The organism is Streptomyces sp. NPDC058662 (assembly GCF_042716255.1).
Lineage (GTDB): Bacteria > Actinomycetota > Actinomycetes > Streptomycetales > Streptomycetaceae > Streptomyces.
Genome location: NZ_JBHXRU010000031.1, coordinates 14,749 through 34,438 on the forward strand (window position 1 = coordinate 14,749; position 19,690 = coordinate 34,438).

Annotated in this window: 20 protein-coding genes; 7 read left to right on the forward strand and 13 right to left on the reverse strand. The window is 73.5% G+C overall.

Annotation, left to right across the window (positions count from 1 at the left end):
* Together ACFWUQ_RS14080 and ACFWUQ_RS14085 are read right to left on the reverse strand one after the other, a co-directional pair.
* Positions 1–221 (reverse strand): aldehyde dehydrogenase family protein (locus ACFWUQ_RS14080; protein ID WP_384537369.1); only part of this gene is annotated, 221 nt, incomplete at its 3' end.
* A gap of 101 nt (positions 222–322) precedes the next feature.
* Positions 323–1,687 (reverse strand): glutamine synthetase family protein, encoded by a 1,365-nt coding sequence (locus tag ACFWUQ_RS14085; RefSeq protein ID WP_384537371.1) that lies wholly within the window; start codon positions 1,685–1,687, stop codon positions 323–325.
* Positions 1,688–1,764: 77 nt separating this feature from the next.
* Between ACFWUQ_RS14085 and ACFWUQ_RS14090 the strand changes: the two genes are divergently transcribed.
* From ACFWUQ_RS14090 to ACFWUQ_RS14100, 3 genes are all read left to right on the forward strand, one after another.
* Positions 1,765–2,511 (forward strand): FadR/GntR family transcriptional regulator, encoded by a 747-nt coding sequence (locus ACFWUQ_RS14090; RefSeq protein ID WP_384537374.1) that lies wholly within the window; start codon positions 1,765–1,767, stop codon positions 2,509–2,511.
* 153 nt (positions 2,512–2,664) lie between these two features.
* Entirely contained in the window at positions 2,665–4,128 is a 1,464-nt protein-coding gene (gene eat, locus ACFWUQ_RS14095) for an ethanolamine permease (RefSeq protein ID WP_384537377.1), read from the forward strand.
* Positions 4,129–4,170: 42 nt separating this feature from the next.
* Positions 4,171–4,878 carry a gamma-glutamyl-gamma-aminobutyrate hydrolase family protein gene (locus ACFWUQ_RS14100; RefSeq protein ID WP_384537380.1) on the forward strand — a complete coding sequence of 236 codons (708 nt, stop codon included), beginning with the start codon at positions 4,171–4,173 and terminating at the stop codon, positions 4,876–4,878.
* Positions 4,879–5,049: 171 nt separating this feature from the next.
* Here the strand turns inward: ACFWUQ_RS14100 and ACFWUQ_RS14105 are convergent, their stop codons facing one another.
* Entirely contained in the window at positions 5,050–5,973 is a 924-nt protein-coding gene (locus ACFWUQ_RS14105) for a LysR family transcriptional regulator (protein WP_384537382.1), read from the reverse strand.
* A 70-nt stretch (positions 5,974–6,043) separates the two neighbouring features.
* Here ACFWUQ_RS14105 and ACFWUQ_RS14110 point away from each other — a divergent pair, with 70 nt between their 5' ends.
* Positions 6,044–7,168: a TDT family transporter gene (locus ACFWUQ_RS14110; protein ID WP_384537385.1), complete on the forward strand. Its 1,125-nt coding sequence runs from the start codon at positions 6,044–6,046 to the stop codon at positions 7,166–7,168.
* Positions 7,169–7,209: 41 nt separating this feature from the next.
* On the opposite strand, the gene ACFWUQ_RS14115 is transcribed toward ACFWUQ_RS14110, so the two are convergent.
* Positions 7,210–7,953 (reverse strand): helical backbone metal receptor, encoded by a 744-nt coding sequence (locus tag ACFWUQ_RS14115; RefSeq protein WP_384537388.1) that lies wholly within the window; start codon positions 7,951–7,953, stop codon positions 7,210–7,212.
* A complete protein-coding gene (locus ACFWUQ_RS14120; protein WP_384537391.1) occupies positions 7,950–8,591 on the reverse strand; it encodes a helix-turn-helix domain-containing protein in 642 nt (213 codons plus the stop codon). The genes ACFWUQ_RS14115 and ACFWUQ_RS14120 overlap by 4 nt, the downstream gene beginning before the upstream one ends.
* A 206-nt stretch (positions 8,592–8,797) precedes the next feature.
* Here ACFWUQ_RS14120 and ACFWUQ_RS14125 point away from each other — a divergent pair, with 206 nt between their 5' ends.
* The 3 genes from ACFWUQ_RS14125 (at position 8,798) to ACFWUQ_RS14135 (ending at position 11,710) form a co-directional block, all read left to right on the forward strand.
* Positions 8,798–9,703: a 5'-3' exonuclease H3TH domain-containing protein gene (locus ACFWUQ_RS14125; RefSeq protein WP_384537467.1), complete on the forward strand. Its 906-nt coding sequence runs from the start codon at positions 8,798–8,800 to the stop codon at positions 9,701–9,703.
* Positions 9,704–9,752: 49 nt separating this feature from the next.
* A complete protein-coding gene (locus tag ACFWUQ_RS14130; protein ID WP_384537393.1) occupies positions 9,753–10,598 on the forward strand; it encodes a siderophore-interacting protein in 846 nt (281 codons plus the stop codon).
* A 113-nt stretch (positions 10,599–10,711) separates the two neighbouring features.
* Complete coding sequence (locus ACFWUQ_RS14135; protein ID WP_384537396.1) at positions 10,712–11,710, forward strand: RluA family pseudouridine synthase; 999 nt, start codon at positions 10,712–10,714, stop codon at positions 11,708–11,710.
* On the opposite strand, the gene ACFWUQ_RS14140 is transcribed toward ACFWUQ_RS14135, so the two are convergent.
* The 8 genes from ACFWUQ_RS14140 to ACFWUQ_RS14175 all read right to left on the reverse strand — a co-directional run bounded on the left by ACFWUQ_RS14140 (position 11,707) and on the right by ACFWUQ_RS14175 (position 19,501).
* Complete coding sequence (locus ACFWUQ_RS14140; RefSeq protein ID WP_384537399.1) at positions 11,707–12,363, reverse strand: TetR/AcrR family transcriptional regulator; 657 nt, start codon at positions 12,361–12,363, stop codon at positions 11,707–11,709. The two genes, ACFWUQ_RS14135 and ACFWUQ_RS14140, sit on opposite strands and share 4 nt — an antisense overlap.
* 90 nt (positions 12,364–12,453) lie before the next feature.
* Positions 12,454–15,294, reverse strand: a complete 2,841-nt coding sequence (locus ACFWUQ_RS14145; protein ID WP_384537401.1) for a DEAD/DEAH box helicase — start codon at positions 15,292–15,294, stop codon at positions 12,454–12,456.
* 120 nt (positions 15,295–15,414) lie between these two features.
* Positions 15,415–16,371: a twin-arginine translocase subunit TatC gene (gene tatC, locus ACFWUQ_RS14150; RefSeq protein ID WP_384537403.1), complete on the reverse strand. Its 957-nt coding sequence runs from the start codon at positions 16,369–16,371 to the stop codon at positions 15,415–15,417.
* 47 nt (positions 16,372–16,418) lie between these two features.
* Positions 16,419–16,718, reverse strand: coding sequence for a Sec-independent protein translocase subunit TatA (gene tatA, locus ACFWUQ_RS14155; protein ID WP_384537406.1), 300 nt, complete (start codon positions 16,716–16,718; stop codon positions 16,419–16,421).
* 199 nt (positions 16,719–16,917) lie between these two features.
* A complete protein-coding gene (locus ACFWUQ_RS14160; RefSeq protein WP_384537408.1) occupies positions 16,918–17,118 on the reverse strand; it encodes a hypothetical protein in 201 nt (66 codons plus the stop codon).
* Between the two features lie 26 nt (positions 17,119–17,144).
* Complete coding sequence (locus tag ACFWUQ_RS14165) at positions 17,145–17,372, reverse strand: hypothetical protein (RefSeq protein ID WP_384537411.1); 228 nt, start codon at positions 17,370–17,372, stop codon at positions 17,145–17,147.
* A gap of 15 nt (positions 17,373–17,387) precedes the next feature.
* Positions 17,388–18,356 (reverse strand): helix-turn-helix transcriptional regulator, encoded by a 969-nt coding sequence (locus tag ACFWUQ_RS14170; protein ID WP_384537412.1) that lies wholly within the window; start codon positions 18,354–18,356, stop codon positions 17,388–17,390.
* A 185-nt stretch (positions 18,357–18,541) separates the two neighbouring features.
* A complete protein-coding gene (locus ACFWUQ_RS14175; protein ID WP_384537414.1) occupies positions 18,542–19,501 on the reverse strand; it encodes a helix-turn-helix transcriptional regulator in 960 nt (319 codons plus the stop codon).
* Positions 19,502–19,690 lie beyond the last annotated feature (189 nt).

Here is a 19,690-nt window from a genome sequence, read left to right on the forward strand (position 1 = left end):
CGCCCACCCACCGGCGGGCCCCTTCCGCCCTGGCCGCCGCCCACCTCGGCGGCCCGGCGGCCCCCCCGCGCGGCCGGGGCGGCGGCCGCCCCCGCCCCCGGGGGGGGGGGCCCGGCCGCGGCCCGGGCCACCGCGGCGTCGACATCGTCCCGTGTGGCGGCCGGGACGGTGGCGACGGTCTCCTCGGTGGCCGGATTCAGGACTTCCAGCACATCGGACAACGGGGGTGCCTCACAGACGTTCGAAGGTGTGCGGGTGCGGGGCGATACGGGTGCGGGCGGCTGCGGCGGGGCGGCCGGGGGCCGGGGGCCGGGGGCGAGGTCTACAGCCGTTCGAAGGAGCGGCGCAGCTCCCAGTCGGTGACGGCGGAGTCGTACGCCTCCAGCTCGACGCGGGCCATGTTCCGGTAGTGGGCGACCACCTCGGGGCCGAAGGCGTCCTTGGCGATCGCGCTGTTCTCCCACAGCTCCGCGGCCTCCCGCAGCGTGGCGGGGACGTGGGCGTAGTCACCGGCGTAGGCGTTCCCGGCGCAGACCTCCGGCAGCTCCAGCCGGTGCTCGATGCCGTACAGGCCGGCGGCGACGAGGCCGGCCACGGCCAGGTACGGGTTGACGTCACCGCCCGGGAGGCGGTTCTCGAAGCGCATCGAGCGGCCGTGGCCGACGACGCGCAGCGCGCAGGTCCGGTTGTCCACGCCCCAGGCGACGGCGGTCGGCGCGAAGGATCCCGGCTGGAAACGCTTGTAGGAGTTGATGTTGGGGGCGTAGAGAAGGGAGAAGTCGCGCAGGGCGGCCAGCTGGCCGGCCAGGAAATGCCGCATCACGGGTGACATCCCGCCCGGTCCGTCACCGGCCATGGCATTGCGCCCGTCGGCGTCCCCCAGGGAGAGGTGGATATGGCAGGAGTTGCCCTCGCGCTGGTCGTACTTGGCCATGAAGGTGAGCGACACGCCCTCCTGGGCCGCGATCTCCTTTGCCCCCGTCTTGTAGACGGCGTGCTGGTCGCAGGTGGTCAGCGCCTCGTCGTAGCGGAAGGCGATCTCGTGCTGTCCGAGGTTGCACTCCCCCTTCGCCGACTCCACGACCAGGCCCGCGGCCTGCATCTCGTTGCGGATGCGGCGCAGCAGGGGCTCGACGCGGCCGGTCCCGAGGACGGAGTAGTCGATGTTGTACTGGTTCGCGGGGGTCAGGCCGCGGTAGTTGGCGTTCCAGGCCTCCTCGTAGGTGTCCTGGAAGACCATGAACTCCAGCTCGGTGCCGACCATCGCGGTGTAGCCGTGCTCGGCGAGGCGTTCCAGCTGGCGGCGCAGGATCTGCCGGGGCGCGGCGACCACGGGCGAGCCGTCGGCCCAGGCCAGGTCGGCGAGCACGAAGGCGCTGCCGGGGTTCCAGGGGATGCGGCGCAGGGTGGCGAGGTCGGGGTGCATGGCGAAGTCGCCGTAGCCCCGGTCCCACGAGGACATCTCGAACCCGTCGACGGTGTTCATGTCGGTGTCCACGGCGAGCAGGTAGTTGCAGCCCTCGGTGCCGTGCGCGAGGACCTCGTCCAGGAAGAACTGTGCGGCGAACCGCTTGCCCTGGAGGCGCCCCTGCATGTCGGGGAACGCCAGGACGACGGTGTCGATCTCACCGTCGGCGACGAGGGAGCGGAGCTCCTCGGGCGCCAGCGGCGGCTTGCGGTCTACCACGGGAATCTCTCCTTCGGTGAGCCGAGTGCGCCTAAGGTATTGAATAGAACCATTGCTTGGGAAGGGGAGGAGCCGAGATGACCGATTCGGCGAGTGGGGGCGGCGCCGCCCGGCGGCTGGATCCCGTACTGCGGCAGGTGCGGGCGGGCAGCGGTTTCGAGGAGGCGCTGGAGCAGATCCTCCAGGTGGTCCGGCTGGGTCTGGTACCCGGCGGGGAACGGCTGCCGCCCGAGCGGGAGTTGGCGGAGCGGATGGGGATCAGCCGGGTCACGCTGCGCGAGGTGCTGAAGGTACTGCAGGACCAGGGGCTGGTGGAGGCGCGGCGCGGCCGGTACGGCGGAACGTTTGTGCTGCCCCGCCCCGACACACCGGCGGGCGGCGCGGAGGAGGAGCTGCGGCGGCGCGTCGCGGGCGTCGACATCGAGGACGCCCTCCGCTTCCGCGAGGTGCTGGAGGTGGGCGCGGCCGGGCTCTGCGCGGACCAGGGGCTCACCGAGGAGGGCACCGAGCGGCTGCTCGCCGCCCTGACCGCCACCCACGACGCCCCGCTCGCCGACTACCGGCGCCAGGACACGCTCTTCCACCTCACCCTGTGCGAACTGGCCGGATCCGCCACCCTGACGGCCCAGTACGCGGCCGTCCGGGCCACCGTCAACGACCTGCTCGACTGCATTCCGCTGCTGGTGCGCAACCTGGAGCACTCCCAGCAGCAGCACACCGCGCTCGTCGAGTCGGTCCTGGCCGGGGACGCGGCCGGGGCCCGCGCGGCGATGCGCGAGCACTGCTGCGGCACGGCGGCGCTGCTGCGGGGCTTCCTGGCCTGAGGCGCTCGCCGGCCGGGCGACCGGGGAAGCGGGGCAGCCGGGCAGCCGGCGGGAGGCATTCGTCACCGCTGTTTACCGCAGAGGTCTTGCGCTCTCCACCCCTCTGCGACAAAGGTACGCCCCACAACCATTGCCCCGAGGCAGGAGCGCACGATGGCCGACGACATCGAGGCACGGCGGACCGCCGTGCCCGCACCCACCCCGTCACCCGAGGGCGACTACCTGGAGCGCCGCACCCTGCGCCGCGGCAGCGCCGGCTGGCTGCTGCTGACCGGCCTCGGCGTCGCCTACGTCGTCTCCGGGGACTTCTCCGGCTGGAACGTCGGCCTGGAGAAGGGCGGCTTCGGCGGCCTCGCCATCGCCACCGTCCTGATGGGCGCGATGTACGCCTGCCTGGTCTTCTCCCTCGCCGAGCTGTCCACCGTCCTGCCGACCGCCGGCGGCGGATACGGGTTCGCCCGCCGCGCGCTCGGCCCCTGGGGCGGCTTCCTCACCGGCACCGCCATCCTCATCGAGTACATCCTGGCCCCGGCGGCGATCGTCATCTTCATCGGCGACTACGTCGAGTCCCTCGGCCTCTTCGGACTCACCTCCGGCTGGCCCGTCTACCTCGGCTGCTTCGTGGTCTTCATCGGCGTCCACCTCTGGGGGGTCGGCGAGGCGCTGCGATTCAGCCTCGTCGTGACCGCTGTCGCGGTCGCCGCCCTGCTGATCTTCGCGGTCGGCGCCCTGACCGAGTTCGACGCCGACGGCCTGAACGACATCCCGGTCGACGCGAGCGCCTTCGGCTCGAACTCGTGGCTGCCGCTGGGCGTACTCGGCATCTGGGCCGCTTTCCCCTTCGGGATGTGGTTCTTCCTCGGCGTGGAGGGCGTACCGCTGGCGGCCGAGGAGGCGAAGGACCCGGTCCGCTCCATGCCCAGGGCGCTCGCCATCTCCATGGGCGTCCTCGCCCTGCTGGCCCTGATCACCTTCCTCGCCGCGACCGGCGCGCAGGGCGCGGACGCCGTCAAGTCCGCCGGCAACCCCCTGGTCGTCGCGCTGGAGGGCGACGACGGCCCGACCGCGCTGAGCCGTTTCGTGAACTACGCGGGGCTCGCGGGCCTGGTGGCCTCCTTCTTCTCCCTCATCTACGCGGGCTCGCGCCAGCTGTTCGCCCTCTCGCGGGCCGGCTACCTGCCCCGCTTCCTCTCGCTCACCTCGAAGCGCAAAGCCCCGTACCTGGGCCTCGTCATCCCCGGCGCGATCGGCTTCGCGCTCGCCGCGGCGACCGGCAACGGGGCCCGGATGCTCAACATCGCGGTGTTCGGCGCGACCATCTCCTACGCCCTGATGGCCCTCTCGCACATCGTGCTGCGCCGCCGGGAGCCGGACCTGGAGCGCCCCTACCGCACCCCCGGCGGCATGGCGACCTCCTCGGTGGCCTTCGTGCTCGCCCTGTCGGCCCTGGTCGCCACCTTCCTCGTGGACAAGGACGCGGCCTTCATCGCGCTGGCCGTGTACGCGTTCGCACTGGCGTACTTCGCGTTCTACAGTCGGCACCACCTCGTGGCCTCCGCGCCCGAGGAGGAGTTCGCGGCCCTGGCGGAAGCCGAGGCGGAACTGGCCCGCGACTGAAAGCCTGGCCCCTACCCCCGACCCCATCCTGGAGGCAAGACCGTGTCACGGCCGCTCATCGGCATCACCACCTACGTGGAGGAGTCCACCCGCTACGGCGTATGGGACCTCCCCACGTCCCTCGTGCCCACCGGGTACTACGAGCTCGTCCAGGCGGCGGGCGGCGCGGCCGTGCTGCTCCCGCCGGACGAACCCGGGGCGGCGGCGGAGGTGTTGAGCCGACTGGACGGCCTGGTCGTCGCGGGCGGACCGGACGTGGACCCGGTCCACTACGGCGCCGCCCGCGACTCCCGTACGGGGGAGCCGGCGACGGTCCGCGACCACTGGGAGCTCGCCCTGATCGGGGCCGCGCTGGACGCCGACCTGCCGGTGCTCGGCATCTGCCGGGGCATGCAGGCGCTCAACGTGGCCCTGGGCGGCACCCTGATCCAGCACATCGACGGGCACTACGAGATCCCGGGAGTCACCTCCTGGCACCCGGTCACCCCGGTCCCGGGCACCCGGTACGCGGCCCTGGTCCCGGAGGAGGCGCAGGTCCCGACCTACCACCACCAGGCCGTCGCGCGCCTGGGCCGCGGCCTGATCGCCTCGGCGCACGCCGCCGACGGCACGGTGGAGGCAATCGAACTCCCCGACCCGGCGCGCTGGGTCCTGGGCGTCCAGTGGCACCCGGAGCGCGACAAGGACACCCGCGTCATGGACTCCTTGATCGAAGCCGCCGCCCTCCACACCCCCATCCCAGTCCCCTGACCCCATCCCCCCGGCGGCCCCCCTCAGCCCGGCCAACGCTTGAGCCCCCCTCCAGCCCGCCCGATGCTTGAGCCCCCCCTCCAGTGCGGCCGGCGCTTGAGGCACGGCCCCGGGGCCCCGGCGGAGCCACCCGGCGGAGCCACCCGGCGGAGCCACCCGGCCGGGCCGCGCCTACCCGCCCCCGCGCGTCAGCGACAGCAGATCCCGCGCCGGCCCCGCAGGACGGGCCCCCGCCGACCACACGGCCCGCAGCTCCCGCCCCAGCGCCGCCCCGCCCACCGGCACCTCCACCAGCCGCCGCGCCGCCAACTCGTCCCCCACCGCCAGCTCCGACAGCACGCACGGCCCCGCGCCGCTCAACGCCGCCGCCTTCACCGCCGTCGTCGACGCCAGCTCCAGCAGCGGCGCCGCCAACCCCCCGTACCCCGCCAGCGCCGCGTCCAGCACCTGCCGCGTCCCCGACCCCCGCTCCCTCAGAATGAGCGGCATCGCGGCCAGTTCCGCGGCCCCCACCCCCCGCGAGCGCCGCGCCCACGCGTGCCCCGGCGCCACCGCCACCACCAGCCGGTCCTGCGCGATCACCGCCGAGTCCAGCCCCTCCGGCACCGTCAGCCCCTCCACGAAGCCCAGGTCCGCCTCGTGCGCGAGCACCCGCGCCGCGACCACCGCGGAGTTCCCCGCGTGCAGCGACACCGCCGTGTCCGGCCGCTGCCCGCGCAGCGCGATCAGCCATCCGGGCAGCAGGTACTCCGCGATGGTCATACTGGCGGCCACCCGCAGCCGCGAGTCCCGCCGCCCGCGCAGCGCCTGCGCGCCCGCGTCGAAGGCCTCGGCGGCCTCCACGACCTTCCGAGCCCAGTCCGTGACGAGCGCGCCCTCCGCCGTCAGCGTCGAGCCGCGCGGCGACCGGTCCACCAGGGCCACCCCCAGCCGTGTCTCCATCGCCCGGATCCGGCTGCTGGCCGCGGGCTGGGTGATGCCCAGCCGCCGGGCCGCGCCGCTGAGGCTGCCGACCCGTGCGACCGCGAGCAGCAGTTCCAGCGCGCCCAGGTCCGGCACCCGGTGCGCCAACGGAACCCGCTCCTCATCACCCATAACATCAGTTTATGGCCTTATAGCGAGATGGCCTCTGCCGTCCGGTCCCCGCCGCCGGGACCCTGGACCCATGGCCACCACCCTCGTGCGACCCCGCACCCCCCGCACCACCGGGACCGCCCCCCGGGCCCACCAGGCCCTCCGGCACCTCGGCCCGAACTGGTACGCCTGCGTCATGGGGACGGCGGTCGTCGCCAACGCCGGCGCGACCCTGCCGTACCAGGTCCCCGGCCAGCGGGTGGCCTGCCAGATCGTCTGGGCGCTGTCGGCCGTCGCCCTCGCGGTGCTGCTCGCGGCCCGGGCCGGGCACTGGGTCCACCACCGCGACCAGGCCCGGGCCCATCTCCTCGACCCCGCCGTCGCCCCCTTCTACGGCTGCCTCTCGATGGCCCTGCTGGCCGTGGGCGGCGCCACCCTGATCGTCGGCAAGGACCTGATCGGCACCGGCGCGGCCGTCGCCGCCGACGCCGTGCTCTTCACCGCCGGCACCGCGATCGGCCTGGTCACGGCCGTGGCGGTGCCGTACCTGATGGTGGTCCGCCACACGGTCGAGCCGAGCCAGGCCACCCCCGTCTGGCTGCTCCCCCTGGTCGCCCCGATGGTCTCCGCCGCCCTGGGCCCGCTGCTGATACCCCACCTGCCCCAGGGCCAGCCCCGCGAGGCCATGCTGCTGGCCTGCTACGCGATGTTCGGCGTCAGCCTGTTCGCCACCCTGCTGATGCTGCCCCTGGTGCTCGGCCGGCTGATCGTGAGCGGCCCGCTGCCCCTGGCCCTCACCCCTGCCCTCTTCCTGGTCCTGGGCCCGCTCGGACAGTCCACCACCGCCGTCAACCAGCTCGCGGACATGGCGCCCGGGGCGATCGGCGCCCCCTACGCGGGCGCGCTGGGAGCCCTCGCGGTGGTGTACGGGGTCCCCGTGACGGGCTTCGCGCTGCTGTGGCTGGCCCTGGCCGGGGCGATGCTCGTCCGGGCCGCCCGCGCCGGGATGGGCTTCACCATGACCTGGTGGGCCCTGACCTTCCCGGTGGGCACCTGCGTCACCGGCGCCGCCGGCCTGGCCCGCCACACCGGTCTGACCGCCTTCGCCTGGCTCGCCGCGGCGCTCTTCCTCACCCTGCTGACGGCCTGGCTGCTCGCCGCCGTGCACACGCTGCGCGGCCTGTTCAGCGGCCGCCTCCTGGCCGCCCCGCGCTGACCCCCGTCCCGAAGAACCCGCCCCCGGCGCGCGTCCACCCGTCAGCGGGCCGCCGCCAGCCCCTCCTCCAGCGCCCGCGCCAGCACCGCGGGCGCCTGGGCCAGGGAGGGCCCGTACCAGGTCAGGTGACGCCCGCTGACGAGCGCGGCCGGGAGCCCGGGGAAGGCCTCCGGGCCGTCCCCGGCCGTGAAGCGGTACGGCTCGTCGGGCAGCACCACCAGGTCGCAGCCGGCGTCCGCCAGCTCGCTCGCGGGCACCCTCGGATAACGGTCGGCGTGGCCGGCGTACGCGTTGCGCACGCCGAGGCGGGCCAGCAGGTCCCCGGCGAAGGTGTCCCGGCCGAGCACCATCCACGGCCGCCGCCACACCGGTACGAAGGCGGTCACCGGGCCGAGCGGCCGCGCGCGGGCCCACGCGGCCTCGGCGTCCGCCAGCCACCCGGGCCTCGTCAGCCCCAGTGCCCCCACCAGGACCCGGTCCAGTTCGCGCAGCGCCTGCGGCAGGTCCCGGACCTCGGTGAGCAGCACGTCGACCCCGGCCGCCCGCAGCTCCGCCAGGTCCGGGGCCCGGTTCTCCTCCTCGTTGGCGATCACCAGGTCCGGGCGCAGCGCCGCGATCCGCCGTACGTCGGGGTTCTTCGTCCCCCCGATGCGCTCCGCACCGCCGAGTCGGGCGGGATGCGTGCACCAGTCGGTGACCCCGACCAGCAGCCCGGGCGCGGTCACCGCCACCGCCTCGGTCAGCGAGGGCACCAGCGAGACCACCCTGCGGCGCACCGCGCTCAACGCCCGGGCGACGGCGGCTCGGACGTGGCGTGGATGTGCTCGCCCACGGCCACCACCAGGATGCGGGTGTCCTCGGTGACGGCGCGCCAGCGGTGGCGCACGCCGCCCGACAGGAAGAGCGCGTCCCCGCTCTCCAGCCGGTAGGCCCGCCCCTCCGCCTCCACCTGGCAGGCGCCGGCGACGACGTACATCAGCTCGTCGTTGCGGTGCTGGTACTCGCGGCCCGCGTCCTGGTCACCGGTGAACTCCAATGCGTGCAGCTGGTGGTGGCCGCGTACCAGGGGCCGTACGCCGGGGACGGGGCTGAGTCCGGGTTCGTCGCCGGCGCGTACGAGGTCCACCGTGCGGGCGGTGTCGGAGGCGGCCAGCAGTTCGACGGCCGTGGTCTCCAGCGCGTCCGCGACCCGCTCCAGGGACCGCATGCTGGGCCGGGCCCGCTCGTTCTCTATCTGGCTCAGGAAGGGCACCGACAGGCCGCTTCGCGCCGAGACGGCGGCCAGGGTGAGGTGGAGGGCGCGACGCCGTTTGCGTACGGCCACGCCCACCCGGAGCGGTTCCTTGCCGTCCTTGTCCCTGCCCTTGTCGTCCGACGCGCCGGGCTCGGCGTCCGGGCCGTCCCTGCCGTCCCTGCTGTTCATGTCGGGGCTGCCCTCCCCATGTCCGTCCCACATCGGTGTGCTGTAAGCACCTTACGCAGCAACCGCCCCCGGTTTCGCGCGCACGAGTCCACCGCTCCCCGGCACCGTCACTTCCCTACGGCCGCCCGGTCACGGTCCGTGGCTGCCGGGCGGGGAGGCGTGCGGGTGGTTGCGGCATCATCGTCTGTGTGACGACACGACGCCTGATGCTGCTGGACACCGCCTCCCTCTACTACCGCGCCTACTTCGGCGTGCCGGACTCCGTGAAGGCCCCCGACGGCACCCCGGTCAACGCGGTCCGCGGACTGCTGGACTTCATCGGCCGGCTGGTGCAGGACCACCGGCCCGACGATCTGGTCGCCTGCATGGACGCCGACTGGCGGCCGCACTGGCGGGTCGAGCTGATCCCCTCCTACAAGGCCCACCGGGTCGCACGGGAGAGCGAGTCGGGTCCGGACCTGGAGGAGACCCCGGACACCCTCGCCCCGCAGGTCCCGATCATCGAGGCGGCGCTGGACGCCTTCGGTATCGCCCGCGTCGGGGTCGACGGGTACGAGGCGGACGACGTGATCGGTACGCTCACCACCCGCGCGACCGGCCCGGTGGACATCGTCACGGGCGACCGTGACCTCTACCAGCTGGTGGACGACGCCCGGCAGCGGCGGGTGCTCTACCCGCTCAAGGGCGTCGGCAGCCTCCAGGTCACGGACGAGGCCTGGCTGCGGGAGAAGTACGGGGTGGACGGGCCCGGGTACGCGGACCTGGCCCTGCTGCGCGGGGACCCCAGCGACGGCCTGCCGGGCGTGCCGGGTGTCGGCGAGAAGACGGCCGCGAAGCTCCTGGACGCCTACGGCTCGCTCGCCGGGATCATCGCCGCGATCGACGACCCGAAGTCGAAGCTGACCCTCACCCAGCGCAAGCGCCTGGACGAGTCCCGGCCCTATCTCGCGGTGGCCCCGACCGTGGTCAAGGTGGCCTCCGACGTCCCGCTGCCCCCGTTCGACCCGGCACTTCCGACCCTCCCGGCACAGCCGGAACTGGTCGACGCACTCGCCCATCGGTGGGGTCTCGGCGGAGCGGTATCGCGGCTCAGCAGTGCGCTGCGCTCCTGAGGTGCTAACTTAGGTAATCCTAAGTATCAGGGGACTCCGGGGAGAGACCGTGGCAGAAGGACGCGCCCGCACCGTCGGCACCGCCGTCGTGGTACGCACCGAGCGGCTGACACCGCACATGGTGAGAGTCGTGCTGGGCGGTGACGGATTGGCCGGATTCGGCGCGGGCGAGTTCACCGACCACTACGTGAAGCTCCTCTTCGCCCCGCAGGGCGTCCGCTACCCCGCGCCGTGGGACCTGGAGCGGATCCGCGCCGACTTCCCCCGCAACCTGTGGCCGCGCCAGCGCGCGTACACCGTACGGGCCTGGGACCCGGCGCGGCGGGAGCTGACCCTGGACTTCGTCGTCCACGGGGACGAGGGCACGGCCGGCCCCTGGGCCGCGCGGGTCCAGCCGGGCGAACCCGTCCACTTCCTCGGCCCCGGCGGCGCCTACGCCCCGGACCCGGCGGCGGACTGGCACCTGCTCGCGGGCGACGAGAGCGCCCTGCCGGCGATCGCCGCGACGCTGGAGCGGATGCCCGCGGGGGCGCGGGTGCACGCCTTCATCGAGGTCGAGGGACCGCAGGACGAGCAGAGGATCGCCGCACCGGACGGGATCGCGCCCGTGTGGCTGCACCGCGGCGGCCGCCCGCTCGGCGAGGCCCTGGTCGAGGCGGTCACCTCGCTGCGGTTCCCCGGCGGCGACGTCCACGCCTTCGTCCACGGCGAGGCCGGCTTCGTCAAGGAGCTCCGCCGCCACCTGCGCATGGAGCGCGGCGTCCCGCGCGAACGCCTGTCGATCTCGGGCTACTGGCGCCTGGGCGAGACGGACGAGGGCTGGCGCGCGATCAAGCGGGACTGGAACGCCGCGGTGGAGGCCGAGCAGGAACTCCGCCACAACGCCGCCGCCTGACCTCCCCGCACCCCGCGTGGGGGGGGAGCCGTCGGCCCTCCCGTCACCGCCCGCCGCCGACCGCCGACCGCCCGGGCAGTTCACCGAGCGGTGACGGCATAGCCTGTCCCCCGATGAGACGCAGAGCCCAGCCGCCCCCCTCGCCCCTCCCCCAGCGCGCCGGAATCGACCCCGTCCACCTGCGCCTGCCGCCCGACCCGGACGGGACCTGGCCCGACCTGGGCAGCTACCTCGCCGCGCACTACGCGGGCGGCCCGGGCGCGGAGGCCGTCGCCCGCCTGCTGCACGCCGGCCGGGTGCTGGGCCCCGGCGGCCTCGTGCTGAGCGCCCGGGACCCGTACGAGCCGGGCGCCCACCTGTGGTTCCACCGGGACCTGCCCGCGGAGGCGCCGGTGCCGTTCCCCGTCCGGGTCGTGCACCGCGACGCGCACCTCCTCGTCGTGGACAAGCCGCACTTCCTGGCGACCACGCCGCGCGGCAGCCACGTCACCCAGACCGCTCTGGCCCGGTTGCGCGCGGAGCTGGACCTGCCCGCCCTCAGCCCCGCGCACCGGTTGGACCGGCTGACGGCCGGCCTCGTCATGTTCAGCGTCCGCCCGCCGGACCGGGGCGCGTACCAGCTCCTCTTCCAGCAGCGCCGCGTACGCAAGGAGTACGAGGCGGTCGCGGCGTACGACCCGGCGCTCGACTTCCCGCGCACGGTCCGCAGCCGGATCGAGAAGACCCGGGGCGTCATCGCGGCGGTCGAGGTCCCCGGCGCCGCGCCCAACGCCGAGAGCCTCGTCGAGCTCGTCGCCGCGCGGGGCGGTCTGGGCCGCTACCGGCTGACCCCGCACACCGGCCGCACCCACCAGCTGCGGGTGCACATGAACTCGCTCGGGCTGCCCATCCTCGGCGACCCGGTCTATCCGCGGGTCACCGATCCGGCCCCCGACGACTACCGGCGGCCGCTCCAGCTCCTGGCCCGCGTACTGGAGTTCACCGATCCCCTCACCGGCACAGCGCACCGGTTCGAGAGCCGCAGGACCCTCACCGCCTGGGACGAGTGGGCCGCTTGGGAAGCGGGGGTCCAGGACGTGGCCGGCGGACACGATCCGAAAGAGACCACCTAGCGGGGGGAGACGACCCCGGCGATCCGCAGCGCGGCGTCCGCGGTGGCCTCCGCGAAGGTCTCCACCGGCCGCGCCGGATCCGCGCGGTGGATCAGCATGACGCCCTCGATGAGCCCGAAGACCAGGTCGCCCCGCAGAGCCAGCCCGGCCTTGTCCCCGGCCAGTTCCCTGCCCACGTGCGTCCCGCCGAGCAACGCGCGGTAGGCGTCCTTCAGTTCGTCCCGCATCCGACGGAACGGCGCGAACCGCGAGCCGCCCACCTCGGGCAGCAGGTACAGCGCGCCCAGGTTGCACGGGCCGCCGCACAGCAGCAGCACATCGGAGCGGCACAGCTCCCACAGCCGCCGCGCGGCGCACCGGCCCGAGTCGGCCAGCAGGGTGCGGGCCAGCGCCAGCGAGGGCGCGACCGTGGACTCCAGCAGTTCGGCGAGGAGGTCCTCCTTGCCCGCGACGTAGTGGTACATCGTGGCCTGACGCATACCGGCCCGTTCGGCGACCGCCCGTGTCGTCGTCGCCCCGTATCCCCGGACGGTGAACAGCTCGGCCGCCGCGGCGAGGAGCTCCTCGCGCGGCGGCCGGCCGCTGTCCGGTCGCAGCCGGTCGGCGCGTGGCCGACCGACCCGTCTCGGCCCTTCCTCTGCTGCCCCACTCATGCGCCGATCGTCCCACACGGCACGCCGATCCGATCATGGCAAGAGATCAGATCAGGCCAGTCCCCCTCTTAGAGGAAGCCCCAAATCCGCCTAGCCGACGGAGCTGTAGGCCACTACGCCCCGAAGTAGCGCGTCGACCGCCTTGCGGGCATTGCGCGCCACCGTGCTGCCGCTGTCCCCGCCGGCCGAGGGGGCCGCGGCCGCGACCTGGCCCAGCACATCGATGACCTGCTTGCACCAGCGCACGAAGTCCCCGGCCGGCATCTCGGCCTCGCGCAGCACCTCGTCCAGGCTCTTGTCGGAGGCCCACTGGTACGCCGCCCACGCGAAGCCGAGGTCCGGCTCGCGCTGGCCCACGCCCTCGGTCTGGTTGATGCGGTGCTCCTCCTCCAGGGCGTCGAGCCGGCCCCAGATCCGGACCATCTCGCCGAGCGCGGCCTTCGCCGCCCCGCCCGGGACCTTCGGCGCGACCGCGTCGTCGGACTGCCGCGCCTCGAACACCAGCGCCGAGACGCAGGCGGCGAGTTCGGCGGGGCTCAGGCCCTCCCAGACGCCGGCCCGCAGGCATTCGGACGCCAGCAGGTCGAGCTCTCCGTACAGGCGGGCGAGCCGCTTGCCGTGCACGGTCACCTCGTCCTCGCGCAGGTAGTCCAGTTCGGTGAGGAGGGCGTGGATCCGGTCGAAGGTGCGGGCGATGGTGTTCGTCCGGCCCTCGATCCGCCGCTCCAGCTGCTGGGTGTCCCGCTTGAGCCGGTGGTAGCGCTCCGCCCAACGGGCGTGGTCCTCGCGCTCGTCGCAGCCGTGGCACGGGTGCGCCCGCAGCTCCGTCCGCAGCCGGGCGATCTCGCGGTCGTCGGCGGCCGCGGCCCGGCCGCGCCCGCGCTTCTCCACCGTCAGGTGACCGGCCTTGGTCCGCATCTGCGAGGCCAGGTCCCGACGGGACTGCGGGGAGCGCGCGTTGAAGGTCTTCGGGATCCGCATCCGGTCGAGCGCCTCGACCGGCACCGGGAAGTCGATCGCGGCGAGCCGCTTGACCTGCCGCTCCGCGGTGAGCACCAGCGGGCGCGGACCCTCGGCGTACTCGTGCCCCCGGTGCCCGTGGACCCGCCCGGCCGGCACGCCCGGGTCCAGGACCAGCGCGAGCCCGGCGAACTTGCCCGTCGGCACGTGGATGATGTCGCCGGGCTTGAGCTTCTCCAGCGAGGCGGCGGCCTGCACCCGCCGCTGGGCGGCGCCCTGCTTGGCGAGGTCCGTCTCGCGGTCCTTGAGGTCGCGGCGCAGTTGCGCGTACTCCTCGAAGTCCCCGAGGTGGCAGGTCATGCCCTCCTGGTAGCCCTCCAGGCCTTCCTCGTTGCGCTGGACCTGCCGGGAGATCCCGACGACCGAGCGGTCGGCCTGGAACTGCGCGAAGGAGGTCTCCAGCAGCTCGCGCGAGCGGTGCCGGCCGAACTGGCTGACCAGGTTCACGGCCATGTTGTAGGACGGCTTGAAGCTGGAGCGCAGCGGGTACGTACGGGTACCCGCGAGCCCGGCCAGCGACACCGGGTCCATGCCGCGCTGCCACAGCACCACCGCGTGGCCCTCGACATCGATGCCGCGCCGCCCGGCCCGGCCGGTGAGCTGGGTGTACTCGCCGGGGGTGATGTCGGCGTGCTGCTCGCCGTTCCACTTGACCAGCTTCTCCAGGATCACCGTGCGCGCGGGCATGTTGATGCCCAGCGCCAGGGTCTCGGTGGCGAAGACGGCCTTGACGAGGCCGCGGACGAAGAGCTCCTCCACCACCTCCTTGAAGGTGGGCAGCATGCCCGCGTGGTGCGCGGCGATGCCCCGCTCCAGGCCTTCGAGCCACTCGTAGTACCCCAGGACGTGCAGGTCCTCGGTGGGGATCGAGGAGGTCCGCGCCTCGACGATCCCGCGCACCGTCGCCCGGGCGGCCTCGTCGTTGAGCCGGAGGCCCGCGAACAGGCACTGCTGGACGGCGGCCTCACAACCGGCCCGGCTGAAGATGAAGTTGATGGCGGGCAGCAGCCCGTCGCCGTCGAGGCGGGCGATGACCTCCGGCCGGCTCGGCGTCCAGATCCGGCCCCGGGAGCGCCGTTCGCGCTCGCGGTCGGCCTCGCGGACCATCTTGCCGCGCCGCCGGTCCTTGGGACTGTAGGTGCGGCTGTTCTCCTCGCGCGCCATGCGCAGCAGGTCCGGATTGACCTCCCGGCGGGCGGAGCCGCGGCCTCCGTGGTCGGACTCCTCCTCGAAGAGGTCGTAGATCCGGCGGCCGGCCATCACGTGCTGCCACAGCGGTACGGGCCGCTCCTCGGAGACGATCACCTCGGTGTCGCCGCGCACGGTGTCCAGCCAGTCGCCGAACTCCTCCGCGTTGGACACGGTGGCCGACAGCGACACCAGGGTCACCGACTCGGGGAGGTGGATGATCACTTCCTCCCAGACGGCTCCGCGGAACCGGTCGGAGAGGTAGTGCACCTCGTCCATCACGACGTACCCGAGGCCGGTCAGCGCCTGGGAGCCCGCGTACAGCATGTTGCGCAGGACCTCGGTGGTCATCACGACCACGGGAGCGTCGGCGTTGACGCTGTTGTCGCCGGTCAGCAGGCCCACCTTGGCGGCGCCGTAGCGCTTGACGAGGTCGGCGTACTTCTGGTTCGACAGGGCCTTGATCGGCGTCGTGTAGAAGCACTTGCGGCCCTGCTCCAGGGCCAGGTGGACCGCGAACTCGCCGACGATGGTCTTGCCCGAGCCGGTCGGGGCGGCCACCAGGACGCCCTTGCCGGCCTCCAGTGCCCTGCAGGCCTCGATCTGGTACGGGTCCAGCTCGAAGTCGTACATCTCGCGGAAGGGGTGCAGCGCGGTGGCCTCTTCGGCGGCGCGGATCCGGGCGGCGGCGTAGCGCTCGGCGGGGGAGAGTTCTTCGGTCATCTTGGGATCGAGCCTACCCGCCCCCTCCGACAACAGTCCCGATCATTTAATGGGAGGGGGCGGGAGTGCCGCGCGGGCAGGCGGAGGGCCTCCCGGGGCGGGGCCGCGGGGACGGACCCGTCAGGTCGCGTCGTCGTACCCGTTGATCCGCTGGCGTCCGCCGTCGGCCTGGCCGGGCAGCGCCGGGGGCGGCCCGACCGGTTCCATCGCGCCGATGGGAGCCGGGGTGAGGTCCAGGTCGGAGGCCTCGTCGTCGTCCAGGCCCGCGTCCGGGTCGTTGCGCCTGCGCCGGCGGTCGTTGATCATGCAGATGCCGAGGGCGACGAAGTAGAGCGCCACGATGGGGCCCGCGAGCGCCAGCATGGTGAGCGGGTCGCCGGTGGGCGTCGCGAAGGCCGCGAAGACCGTGATGCCGAGGACCATGGCGCGCCACCAGCCCGCCAGCCGCTTCGCGGTGAGCACCCCGGTGAAGTTCAGCAGGATCAGCAGCAGCGGAAGCTCGAAGGCCAGGCCGAAGACGATCACCATGCGGGTGACCAGGTCGAGGTAGTCGTCGACCGGCAGCAGGTTGCGCGCGTGGTCGGGGGTGAACTCCAGCAGGATCGTCGCGGTCTGCGGAAGGATCTTGTACGCGAGCACGGCGCCGGTGGCGAACAGCGGAGCGCCGACCGCGACGAAGCTGCGCGCGTACTTCTTCTCGTGGTGGTGCAGCCCGGGCGCGGCGAAGGCCCACAGCTGGTACAGCCACACCGGCGCGGAGAGCACCACCCCGGCCGTCAACGAGACCTTCAGGGCGATCGAGAACGCCGAGATGAGGCCGTTCACCGTCATGTCGGCGCAGGGGCGGCCGTTGCGCTGGGTCACCACGCCGTTGGTGCAGCCGACGGAGTCGAGCATCGGCTTCAGCAGGAAGTTGATGATGTCCCGGTAGAAGAAGGCGGCCACGAAAGTGATCACCAGGATCGCCAGCACCGACCTCAGCAGGCGGTTTCTCAGCTCACGCAGGTGCTCGACAAGAGGCATCCGCCCTTCGGCGTCCTTGTCCGCTTTCCCCTGCTTGCGGGCAGACTTGAACAACCCACGTCCCTTGTCTCGTTGCAGATGACTGGCGCGTACGGCGGGTGTCAGCCCTGGGCGGTGCGGTTCGGCTCGGTCACGGGCCGGGAGCTGGTCACGTCGCCGGGCGCGGCCTTGATGGTGCGCGGGGCGACCGGCTGCACCGGGTCGGCGACCGTCGCGGCGGCGGCAGCCGCGGCGGCGTCCTCGGACTCCCCGTCCTTCTTCATCGCCTTGGCCTCGCTCTTGAGGATACGGGCCGACTTGCCGAGGGAGCGGGCCATCTCGGGGAGCTTCTTGGCGCCGAACAGCAGCACGATGACAGCGATGATCAGAAGAATCTCAAGGGGCTTCATATTGCCGATCATGTGTGTCTTCCTTCTCACCGAAACGGCTGGTTGTGGTGGCTTCCGGGCGGACCGGACGGAATCCGGTGACCGCTCAGGCAAGGATCGTAACCCCCGGGGGTTAACGCGCGGCAATCCCCCGGCGTCTCCCCGCTTGCGCGGGGCAGGGCGGCCGGGGCTCCCTTCGCACGGGTTCGTCCCGGTTTCCGGAGCGCCTGTCCTACGGGTGGACGGTCCGGCCCGCGCGGGCCAGGTCCGCGGCCGCCCGCTCCAGGTCCCCGGAGGCGTCGGAGATCCGGCGGCTCGCCCGGGCGACCTGGTCGGTGAGTCTGCGCACTTCCACGTAGACCCGCACGGCCAGGACGCCGAGGACGGCGACCCCCAGGAAACCCAGGGCGATTGCGATCATGGGCCACAGCATGGGACGAGCGTAGGCCACCGGCGGGGTCAGACGCTGCGCAGGGTGCGCACGCCGCCCCCGGTCAGCAGTTCCACGATCCGCTCACCGGCCGGTTTGCGGACGGCCGCACCGCACTCCGGGCAGGTGAAGGAGTAGAACGTGCTCCGCCGGCTGCCGCCGATGGCCAGGCGCAGGGCGCCCGCGTCCAGCTCGAAACGGGCCCGGCAGTCGGGACAGGCCGCCTTGAACGCGACGGACCCGGACGTAGGCGACATCGACCGACGCTCCCCTCAGACCTGTTCCCCGTATCCCGCCAAGGCTTCCCTCGCGGCGCTGCGCGCACTCTCCGCGAGCGCGGCCGGAGCGACGATCCGCCCCTCGCGGCCCAGCCGCAGCGCCAGCCGCCGCAGGGACGCCGGATCGGGGCTGCGCAGGGTGATCCGCAGTCCTCCCCCGGGCAGCTCCTCGGCACTGTCGTGCGGGTAGTACTCGGCGACCCAGCGCCCGCCCGGCCCCACCTCGACCACCACCTCCGGGTCCTCGGCGGCGGGCTGCACCAGGCCCTCGGACAGGTCGCGCGGCTCGATGGCCGGCGGTTCCGCCCGCTCGTCCAGCAGACGGATCTCGGCCACCCGGTCGAGGCGGAAGGTGCGCCGCGCCTCCGAGAGGTGGCACCACCCCTCCATGTACGTGTGCCCCACCGCGAAGAGGCGGATCGGGTCCACCGTGCGTTCGGTGAGCTCGTCGCGCGCGGGCGAGTAGTAGCGCAGCCACAGCCGCCGGCGCTCCGCGATGGCCCGGTCCACGTCCGCGAAGACCCCGCCCTCGGACTCGAAGGTCACCGACAGGCGGGCGCTGGCCCCGGCGGCCTCGCCGGCGGCCGCCTCCAGCTTGGCGGTGGCGCGCAGCAGCGCGTCCCGGTCGCTCTCACGCAGTCCGGGCAGTGTGGCCACCGCGCGCGCGGCGACCAGCAGCGCGGTCGCCTCGTCGGCGGCCAGCCGCAGCGGCTCGGCCGTCGACTCCCCCGAGGCGTCGGGATTGCGCCACCAGATGCGCTCCCCGTCGGTGTCGATGTCGAGCAGGTCGCCGCCGCGGAAACTCGTGCCGCACATGGGCAGCACGTCGAGGTCCGAGATCAGCTCGTCCTCGGTGATGCCGAAGGCGCGCGCGACGTCGGCGACGTGCGCCCCGGGGCGCTCGCGCAGGTAGGTCACCAGGGACAGCATCCGGCGGGTCTGGTCGATGGCGTTGGCAGCCATGCTGGTACGTCTCCCCCTCAGGGCGTGCTCTGCGAATGGTGCGGCGGCGATCGTGCTGGCGGGGCCCGCGCCGCGAGGTGCGGCGCCGGGCGGCCGCTCCGGCCCGGACCGCCCTGTCCTGCGGCCGCTGCGCCGTCCGGCGGCTCCCCCTGTCCGGGTCCGGCGGACCCCGGTCGGGCCCCCGGTCAGGCCCCGGCCACGGCGCGCAGCCGGTCCAGCACGTCCGCCCTCAGGTCGGCGGGGCCCAGGACCACCACGTCGGGCCCGAACTCCACCAGCCAGGCGTCCAGCCCGTGCCCGTACGGGATCTCCAGCTCGTCCCAGCCGTCCACCCCGCCCTCCCGCACCGCCGTCGCCTTCGCCCGCAGCGGATAGCCCGCCCCGGGGCGCAGCCGAATTTGCGCCGAACGGTCCGCGCTCTCCCCGGCCCAGCTCGCCACGGTCTCCCGCACGGTCACCACGTCGGGCACCTCGGCCGTGTACGCGGCGGCCCGCGAGCGGACCTTGCCGGTGATCCGGGACAGCCGGAACACCCGCTCCGCCCCCCGGTCGCGGTCGAAGCCGGCCAGGTACCAGTGGCCGCGCCAGCACTCCAGCGCCCAGGGCTCCACCTGGCGGGTCTCGGGCCGGGCGGCGGTGGACTTGCGGTAGTCGAAGACCACCGGCCTGCGGTCCCGGCAGGCCAGCATCAGCGGCTCGAAGGCCGCCTCGTGGACCGGGATGCGCGGCTCGATGGCGCTGTGCCGGCCCTCGTCCGGGTCGCCGGCCTCCGGCATCCCGCCGGCGCGCAGCTTCTGCAGGGCCCCGTTGGCGGCGCCCGCGAGGCGGGCCTGCTGCCAGACCTTGGCCGCCAGTCCGAGCGCGGCGGCCTCCTCGGCGTCCAGGGAGACGGGCGGCAGCCGGTTGCTGTCCCGGCGGGCGAGGTAGCCGATCTCGCCCTCCAGGTTCTCCACCGTCTCGATGACCAGGCCCAGTTCGCGCAGGTCGTCCTTGTCGCGCTCGAACATGCGGTTGAAGGACTCGTCGTTGCCGGCTTCCAGATAGGCCTCGATGGAACCCCGCAACTCCCGCTTGCTGAGCGGCCGGCGGGTCCCCAGCAGACACAGCGCCAGATTCATCAGCCGCTCGGCCTTGGCAATCGCCATCGACGCCCCTCCGCCCTTCTCCGCGTACACACCCCGTGACCGATGACCGTACCGCCCCGGCGCGCCCGGGCAAAAGCGAGGGGCGCCCCCCGCGCCGGGCGGGCCCCCCCCCCCCAGGACGTTAAAAAAAAAAAACAAACCCCACACCCAAAAGAAAAAGAAGTATAAGGGAGTGATATTGAATTTGGT

Coding starts and splice junctions, on each gene's coding strand:
- ACFWUQ_RS14090 (WP_384537374.1), top strand. CDS start 1,765: ATGACCGATTCGGCGAGTGGGGGCGGCGCCGCCCGGCGGCTGGATCCC.
- ACFWUQ_RS14140 (WP_384537399.1), bottom strand. CDS start 12,363: ATGAGTGGGGCAGCAGAGGAAGGGCCGAGACGGGTCGGTCGGCCACGC.
- ACFWUQ_RS14160 (WP_384537408.1), bottom strand. CDS start 17,118: ATGCTGTGGCCCATGATCGCAATCGCCCTGGGTTTCCTGGGGGTCGCC.
- ACFWUQ_RS14165 (WP_384537411.1), bottom strand. CDS start 17,372: ATGTCGCCTACGTCCGGGTCCGTCGCGTTCAAGGCGGCCTGTCCCGAC.
- tatA (WP_384537406.1), bottom strand. CDS start 16,718: ATGATCGGCAATATGAAGCCCCTTGAGATTCTTCTGATCATCGCTGTC.
- ACFWUQ_RS14170 (WP_384537412.1), bottom strand. CDS start 18,356: ATGGCTGCCAACGCCATCGACCAGACCCGCCGGATGCTGTCCCTGGTG.
- ACFWUQ_RS14135 (WP_384537396.1), top strand. CDS start 10,712: ATGAGACGCAGAGCCCAGCCGCCCCCCTCGCCCCTCCCCCAGCGCGCC.
- ACFWUQ_RS14175 (WP_384537414.1), bottom strand. CDS start 19,501: ATGGCGATTGCCAAGGCCGAGCGGCTGATGAATCTGGCGCTGTGTCTG.
- eat (WP_384537377.1), top strand. CDS start 2,665: ATGGCCGACGACATCGAGGCACGGCGGACCGCCGTGCCCGCACCCACC.
- ACFWUQ_RS14120 (WP_384537391.1), bottom strand. CDS start 8,591: ATGAACAGCAGGGACGGCAGGGACGGCCCGGACGCCGAGCCCGGCGCG.
- ACFWUQ_RS14105 (WP_384537382.1), bottom strand. CDS start 5,973: ATGGGTGATGAGGAGCGGGTTCCGTTGGCGCACCGGGTGCCGGACCTG.
- ACFWUQ_RS14125 (WP_384537467.1), top strand. CDS start 8,798: ATGCTGCTGGACACCGCCTCCCTCTACTACCGCGCCTACTTCGGCGTG.
- ACFWUQ_RS14145 (WP_384537401.1), bottom strand. CDS start 15,294: ATGACCGAAGAACTCTCCCCCGCCGAGCGCTACGCCGCCGCCCGGATC.
- ACFWUQ_RS14110 (WP_384537385.1), top strand. CDS start 6,044: ATGGCCACCACCCTCGTGCGACCCCGCACCCCCCGCACCACCGGGACC.